Raw genomic sequence first — 8,012 nt, forward strand, 5'->3', positions numbered from 1 at the left:
AGCTAAATTGGAAGGTTTTAAAAGATCTGATAAAAATCAAATGAGCTAAATAAGATCTTTTTCAGTGGGCTGTGACATCAAATCATTCAAATTATTCTAGTTATCTGAATGATAATCTTTTAGAAAGTATGAATGGTGTAAATGCAACAGCTGGCATTACTGGTAATGATAGTTTAACTGAATATTCTTTTTCAAAATCTTATACAAATGCATCGAATCCAAACAGTGCACATCAAACTGAAAAAAACAATGCCCTTTTGAGAAAAGATGAAATTGATATTTTGGGAAGTTGTTTAAGAAAGATTAAGATGAGTAACAATTCTTTAAATGATTGTTTTCGTACTCCATCAACGAAATGACATACCTCACTTTTATCCTCAACAGAAGAATAGAAGAAGTATGTCAACAAAATTAAAAGAAAAAGTAATTTTATCTATGATAATGGCCAAATTCCTTAACCAATATCGCTTTTATCCTTGGATCTTTGATGATAGGAAAATATGCCTCATTACATTCAAAATCTCTCCTATCAACATAAGCAATCCAAGTAAGCAAATGAATACTTCTGTCTATTTCAAGTGTTTTAATGAAATCATAGTATTCAAAAGCAAATGAAATAGCTGAAACATAACCTGATTTACTGATTTTAATGGTTTGCTCTTTTATATCATCGATTTGAGAACTTGATAATTTTGAAAGCTCATAATATGGAAAATAATAACTTGTTTGCCAGCCATTTTTCTTGAATATATCTAATGATTTCCAGTTATTTGATTCAACATAACAGTTTTCTTTTTTAATACTGTATTTAGAAAACAATTCACTTAATTTTCTTTCTGCAGCAATTTTGTTTTCTTCTGTAAGATTTTTAAAATCTATCCAGATTTTTTTGTTCTGCCAGTCTTTTAATTGAACAAAAGCTTTTAGAGAATCATTTAAATAAAACTCAACAGATTGACTATAATCATGAGAATTTTCAAAATCATCCATATCTTCATGGTAAACACAGTCAAATTCAATTCCGCTGTATCCATTTCCAAGTTCAAGAACTTTTTTATAGCTATCTGTTCTATGTAACCAGATTTTTTTCATATCATCTAGATCAGGTAGAACTTCAAGGGATTTATTTCCATGAAGAGTTTTTAAATTCTCTTTAAAACAGGCATAATCAGATGATGAAATATCGTTTTTACTGCTATAAATACTACTGTCAGTAATTCCTGTCAGGCCAAGAATATAGTCAAAGATAAGATCATTTGTAAAAGCTTTCTTTGTATTCTCTTTTAATGATTTATATCTATCTTTATTTTCTTTTATATATGAATCAGAGAATATTGTCCAAAAAGGAATTCTAGCCATATCCCATGTAAATGATGCAGAATTATGACCAAGGTTTCTAATAACATCTTCTCCATGATCTGAAAAATACACCATAGCCTGAAAATTAGGAATTTCTTTTACAGTTTCATAAATTTTACTTAGTACATAGTCATTGTAGTAAACCGAATTGTTATAACTATTTACAATTCTATTATCATCTGCAAATTTTATGAATTCTTGTGGATATCTTGATTGGTAAGCCGAATGATTTCCCATAAGGTGAATTACAATCAGATTCTTCTGTGAAGACAAATCCAATTTCTTAAGTTCATCAACTAGAATTTCATCAAATCTTGAACATGCAGGATCATCAATATTGTTTTCAGTATAAAATTCTTTGTCGACAGTACTTGCTATAGATGAAATTGGTGTTTCATATATGCCAATCTTACCTTGATTAGATATCCAGAAAGTTTTAAAACCACCAGCATATTTTGCAACATCAATTATTGATACTGCATCCTTAAGATCTAACCCATTGTACTGATTAATTTTTGTTAAAGCATATGTAAGTACTGGGACTGTATGTGTATGGTTTGAATAAGCATTTTCAAGAAAAACAGCATTTGGATTGTTTTTAATACTGCTCTGCCATGGTGTTGTTTCCTTGCTGTAACCATAACAGCCCATATGAGTTCTACTTAAACTTTCACCAATTACTAAAACATATGTTCCACTCTTACTATCAACAAGTCCATTAATATATTTTTTTACTACATCTTCTCTGCTTGATGACATTTGTTTGTATAGCTTATATTCATTAAGCATGATATCAGCATTTATAAATGGTTTTGTAACTTTATTTACGCTAAAGTGAGATACCAAAAAAACACCTAGTACTATCAGAATTATAAAAATAGGAAATTCTTTTGATCTGTAGAAAATAGAAAAATTATGCTCAGAGCTTGTTTTTGATAAAGCAAAAGCTAAACCTATTAGAACAAACAGGCAAACTAAAACAATCAATAATCTACCTGGTTTTACAAAAGAAATACAATAGCTACTAGCTTCTAAAAAATCTGTTTGATAGAAAGCTAAAATTGCATCTACAGATAAGACTGGATTACCAAAGGACCAATTTACTATATAGCATAATGGTAATAAACAAGGTAATAACAAAAGAGAAAATGAAAGAATTCTTACAAATATAGAAGTTAATCTAAACTTTGGCTTAATGTAGCTTAATATATGAACAAAGAATACTGCACTAAAGATTATTCCGAAAAAGAAGAAGGACTGTTTTATAAAATCACCAAACCCAAGGATTGCATCTGGTTTTGCAGAATCTTTTGCTATCAGTCTTCCTGGTATAAGGCATATTATAAAAATTAATACTAAATACCCCCCCCCACATAGTTTTTACACTATTGTTCTTATATTTAAAAAAGACTTTTAAATATAAAAAACATGATGCAGCATATAGAAACAATGAAAAGGGTATTGCTCTGGACAATAAGCAAACACAAGCAATCATGAAAACACAGAGATAAACAGGACTTTCAGTGATTTTTAATTGTGAGATTTCATTTTTTGCTGCTAAAAGAATTGAGTTGAAAAAAGATAAAAATCTACGTACAGATAGTATATTTTTAAGCATATCACTTGATACCCTCTATTTCGGAAACGAAGACAGATTATACACCAAAACCAACACAAGAAAAATTTTGTATTTTAGATTCAAATAAGAAAAGAAAGATACAGAAACATCGTTACTAAACCTCATATTCATGCGTGTTCAGAGTTACTCTGTGTTTAAAGAGTTTCTTATTTCAATATTTTTATAAAACATCATATAGGTTATAATACATATCTGTTAACAAATTAGTACATTAGCATTTTCAATAAAAGAAGCTTCAATATGAAAATCACATTTAAAGACAGAACACTTGATCTTAACAGTAGCAGAATTATGGGCATTTTAAATGTCACACCTGATTCTTTCTCAGATGGTGGCAGATACAATAATACTGATAAGGCTCTGTCTCATGCTCAAATGATGATTAAAGACGGAGCTGATATTATTGATATCGGCGGGGAATCTACTAGACCTGGTGCTACACCTGTATCAGTACAGGAAGAATTAGACAGAGTAATTCCTGTTGTTGAGAGAATTTCAAAAAATCTTGATGTGATGATTAGTATAGATACATCACAGCCTTTGGTGATGAGTGAGGCTGTAAAGGCTGGAGCTCATATTTGGAATGACATAAGAGCTTTAAGACTTGATAATGCTCTTGAAACTGCAGCAAAGCTTTGTGTTCCTGTAATCTTAATGCATATGCAGGGTAATCCAAAGACAATGCAAGTTGATCCACATTATGATGATGTTACAAAAGAGGTTAAGGATTTTCTAATCAATAGAGCTAATGATGCAATAAATGTAGGAATCAAGAAAGAAAACATCATTCTTGATTTAGGATTTGGCTTTGGAAAGTCTGTAAAACACAATTTCACACTGCTTGATAAAATGGATGAATTTGTCTCTTTAGGATATCCTGTTCTATCTGCTCTTTCACGAAAATCAATGATTGGTGCAGCCTGTTCAATAGACTGTCCTGAAAACAGAGTTACAGGCTCTGTTGCTGGTGCTCTTATAAGTATCATGAAAGGAGCTCAGATAGTAAGAGTTCATGATGTAAAAGAGACAAAGCAGGCTTTTGATGTTTACAGATCAATGTTAGAGTCAAGAAAATGATAAATGTTCTTGTAGCATGTATGTCTCCTGCACTATTGTCAGCGATTATCTGCTCAATTGCAGGACCTAGCATAATTAAAAGATTCTCAAAGCCGCTGACTCTTGTGGCTATAGGCTTTTTAACTGCTCTATCATTAAGTCATATCATCCCAGAAGCTATGGAGATGTCTGATCCTCATACCATAGGAATTGTTGTACTTGTAACAGTGCTTACTCTTACAGGCATTGAAATGTGCTTTAGTGTATCTGGTCATGATAAACATGCTGATGATAGAAATATTATCAAAAACGGTACTGTTTCAATTCTTACAGGATCGTTTTTCCATACATTCTGTGACGGTCTGGTTATAGCAAGTGCCTTTTTGGCAAATGAGAATCTTGGATATGCAGTAACAGTTGCAGTTTTAAGCCATGAAGTTGCTCATGAGCTTGGAGATTATGCAATCATGCTTGAAAACTCCATGAGTGTAAAACAGGCATATATTGTAAATATTGTGGCATTCACCGGACTTACTCTTGGTGGTATTTTAGGTTATCTGCTCATATCAAATATAAAAGAGTTTATCCATTATGCGCTTGCACTCTCTGGAGCTAGTTTCATTTATGTGTCATTATCCGATCTGCTGCCAAGACTCAAATCAGGAAGCAGTAAAAAGAAAATGATCCTAAGATTTATATTCATAATTCTTGGCGTTATAATTTCACTTATTGTTTCTCATCATGACTAAAAATGAATTACTCATAAACGTAAGGATTATGAAAAGATTTATATTTGTACTCTCTTTAACAATTTTTTTTGTCAGTAAGTCAATTGCAATTACTCTGCCAGCTCCACCACCTGAACTGCCAGAGACTTTGACTGACTTTAGAACTAAAGAGCAGGTTGAAGAGGACAGTGTTGTAGAGGGAAAATTAAGAAACGATAATTTTGATGATATAAATGCAGTTGCTGCACCTTTTGTTTCAGGTGACGAGCAACTAGGAATTCTTCGTTTTACCATGAATTATCAGGCTGATACAAAAATCGGAGTACCCGCTTACGGTCTGACAGTTCTTCGTTTTTATTCAAGTGAAGGTATACCACTTGAAATAACTGATGTAAAACTTGAATCTCCAGGCTTTGTGGCAGATGTTACAGCATCAGCATCAGAGCTTGTAATAAAGCAAAAAGCAGGCTGTTCAAATACATCAATGATAGTTAATATTGCACAAAGCTCAAATCCTCTTGTATTCAATCTTTCAAGCGTATATCTGAAGAATAAATCAACTCCAGTTAATACAATTCTTACTGCGCTAAAGGTAAAAACCTATGTGCAGGATAATGAGTACGTCATACCAAAGACTGTTGAAATACCAATTTCAAATCCACTTGCATCAGATGTAAATGTAAATACTCAGTCTTTTGTTGAGCTTGAAGAGCAGATGCTAAAGGCACTTGATGAAATCAGATATGACGATAATTAAAAAACTGTTAGAGCTTTGTGCTTTTTCCATATTTGCACTATCTCCCTTATCAGCTTCAGCAAGAACAATGCAGTGCCATGGCAAAGCAGAACACTGGAGAGACGTAGCCTACTCTTATGGTGTCATGAAAAAGTACAAAGAACAAAGAAACTGCATTGCATGGACTGCCTATCAGTTCTCACTACCTGAAGAACTGCTCTACTCAATGCTTTATGTTGAAAGAGGGCCTGTCAACGGTAAATGCAGAACAAATAAAAATGGAACTCAGGACTGTGGACCTGCACAAATTAACGATGTTAGATTAAAAGAGCTTACAGAATTTAATCTTACAAAAGATGATATAAAATCAAAACCCTGCCACAACATTTGGGCTATGGGTTATCTTGTAAGACGTGAAATTGAAAAGGCTGATGGAAATATCTGGAGAGGGGTTGGCAATTATCATTACAACTACTCATCTAATCAGAAAATCCACAACCGCTATGTAAGAAAGGTTAAAGCGTCATGGAAAGAGCTTAACTATAAAATAAAGAAGTATTGTGAGAGAAGGTAAATGCTTGATTAAAAGCACTCTTTTTACCTCTTATAAGTTTGTTTACTTAAGCTTTAAAAGATAAATTTTTTAAACTTCTGTAAAATCTTTTATATAACTCTTATTTGAGCAAAGTTTCTTTTTGAATTTAATCAATACAATTCGTTAGTTACTCATAAAAAATCAATAACTTAATTACAGATCACATCTTTTTAATCCTTGAACATTTATAATTGCTCAAAACATAAGGAGCCTGATGTGAAAGACTGCAGCAATATTCTTGTGATAATTGAGCCAGCTCAGGTAAGGCAACCTGCCTTGATGCGAGCTATTTCACTTTACAATATTGCAAAAAACAAAAATCATGAAGTAAAAATTACAGCAGTCCTTCCTATTGAAAAAGAAACATTTAATATAGCCTCTGTTCTTGCAGTTGACAAAAAACAGTACCATGAAGAACTTGTAAAAAAACAGTCAAGATGGTTAAAGGCTTATCTGTCTATCAATGCAATTGATATAAAGATAGAGTCAAAAGTTATATTTTCAAAAACACCCGGTAAAGATATTGCTCAGATTGCAAAGCAAATTGGAGCATCACTTTTAATAAAATCAAATGAAATACATAGTATTTTAGACAATCTGTTCTTTACATCTTTAGATACCCAGATGCTAAGACATGCACCGATTCCTGTGTGCATTGCAAAAGATATTCTCAATACGCACAAAAGACCAGTTGCAATTGCAATGGACTTTTCTGATCCTAATGATGTACTTTTAAACTATACAAATTTAAGACTGCTTCGTGAAGCTCAAAAATATGCTTTATTAACAGATGGTGAAATCTATCTTATAAATGCAATTGCTCCTGTTGTTCCACCTGTTGCAGTCGATCTTCCTGGTTTTAATCCAGAGCAGCTGTGTTCACAAATTGCATGTCAATCTAAGTATTCGATGATTGAATTTGCTAAAAGACATAAACTTAAAGAGTCAAACTGTCTTAGCAAGGAAGGACCATTAGATGAGATTATTCTTTCATTAGTTAACAGTATCAATCCATCTGCTCTATTTATTGGAACTTCAGCTAGAAAAGGTATATCTTCATATTTTATAGGAAATCTTTGCGAAGATATTCTTGATAATGCTCAGTGCGATGTATTTGTGTTAACACCAAAATCAGTTATCAGAAAAATTCCTACAACTGCTCCTTCAAAGAGTATATGCTGATTAAATGTTTCTTTAAACTGCTTTTTTCATTATATTTTAGTAGCATTCTAATTTTGCCAATTATTATGGGCAATATCTTTACTTCAAACATAATTTAAACCTATTTTGCATATTCAGAGCGATGAACGAATAATGATATAATGCCAACATTTTCTCATTAAGCTCATTTCCCAATTAGGAATTAAATGATTATGAATAGAATTCAACAGATAGTAACTGCAGTTAAAGGCGACATCGATATTAGTCTTTTAAAATTTAGTTTGTTGCTTACCTTAAGCATAGGTTTTATTACATATAGTTTTGGTTACTATAATCTAGGATTTTCACACGATTCACTTGTTCCTTGGTTGCGTGGATTCTGTATAGGTCAGCTTTCAATTGGAAGACCATTCACTTCATTTATCTATAGTATATTTGAATACTATAATAACAAAGTTATTATGGGCTTAATAAGTCTTTGCTTTATTGCTTTTTCCGTTTATATAACCGTAAGAATATTTTCCAAGCTATACAATTTTGATGAGAAAGCAAAGAAATATTTGTCAACAGCTGTAACACTCCTATACCTTTTCAATATTACATTTATTTCATTGAATGCCACATTCAGCTTTCAGATATGCTGTGATTCTCTTGCTCTTTTTAGAAGTTACGCATCACTGAATATTTTAAGTTTTAATACTTGATAAACAAGCCAAAGTGATTCAAAAGATGAGACTA

The 8,012-nt window shown here is 32.0% G+C and carries 8 protein-coding genes; 7 read left to right on the top strand and 1 reads right to left on the bottom strand.

The window, feature by feature from the left end; translation table 11 throughout:
* The first annotated feature begins 71 nt into the window (after positions 1-71).
* A complete protein-coding gene (locus tag J5V48_RS09150; protein ID WP_219938280.1) occupies positions 72-359 on the top strand; it encodes a hypothetical protein in 288 nt (95 codons plus the stop codon).
* Between the two features lie 70 nt (positions 360-429).
* On the opposite strand, the gene J5V48_RS09155 is transcribed toward J5V48_RS09150, so the two are convergent.
* The gene (locus J5V48_RS09155) at positions 430-2,205 is read right to left on the bottom strand and encodes a phosphoethanolamine transferase (protein WP_219938281.1); all 1,776 of its coding nucleotides are present in this window, start codon (positions 2,203-2,205) and stop codon (positions 430-432) included.
* A gap of 1,033 nt (positions 2,206-3,238) precedes the next feature.
* On the opposite strand from J5V48_RS09155, the gene folP reads away from it, so the two are divergent.
* The 6 genes from folP to J5V48_RS09185 all read left to right on the top strand — a co-directional run bounded on the left by folP (position 3,239) and on the right by J5V48_RS09185 (position 7,978).
* Complete coding sequence (folP, locus tag J5V48_RS09160) at positions 3,239-4,075, top strand: dihydropteroate synthase (RefSeq protein WP_219938282.1); 837 nt, start codon at positions 3,239-3,241, stop codon at positions 4,073-4,075.
* Entirely contained in the window at positions 4,072-4,803 is a 732-nt protein-coding gene (locus J5V48_RS09165; protein ID WP_219938283.1) for a ZIP family metal transporter, read from the top strand. Before folP ends, J5V48_RS09165 begins: the two co-directional genes overlap by 4 nt.
* Before the next feature lie 28 nt (positions 4,804-4,831).
* Positions 4,832-5,539: a hypothetical protein gene (locus J5V48_RS09170; RefSeq protein WP_219938284.1), complete on the top strand. Its 708-nt coding sequence runs from the start codon at positions 4,832-4,834 to the stop codon at positions 5,537-5,539.
* Positions 5,526-6,092, top strand: coding sequence for a lytic transglycosylase domain-containing protein (locus J5V48_RS09175; protein ID WP_219938285.1), 567 nt, complete (start codon positions 5,526-5,528; stop codon positions 6,090-6,092). The genes J5V48_RS09170 and J5V48_RS09175 overlap by 14 nt, the downstream gene beginning before the upstream one ends.
* 237 nt (positions 6,093-6,329) lie before the next feature.
* The gene (locus J5V48_RS09180; protein ID WP_219938286.1) at positions 6,330-7,295 is read left to right on the top strand and encodes a universal stress protein; all 966 of its coding nucleotides are present in this window, start codon (positions 6,330-6,332) and stop codon (positions 7,293-7,295) included.
* Positions 7,296-7,486: 191 nt separating this feature from the next.
* Entirely contained in the window at positions 7,487-7,978 is a 492-nt protein-coding gene (locus tag J5V48_RS09185) for a hypothetical protein (protein ID WP_219938287.1), read from the top strand.
* The last annotated feature ends 34 nt before the right edge of the window (positions 7,979-8,012 follow it).

It is taken from the genome of Succinivibrio faecicola, assembly GCF_019448115.1.
Taxonomy (GTDB): Bacteria; Pseudomonadota; Gammaproteobacteria; order Enterobacterales; family Succinivibrionaceae; genus Succinivibrio; species Succinivibrio faecicola.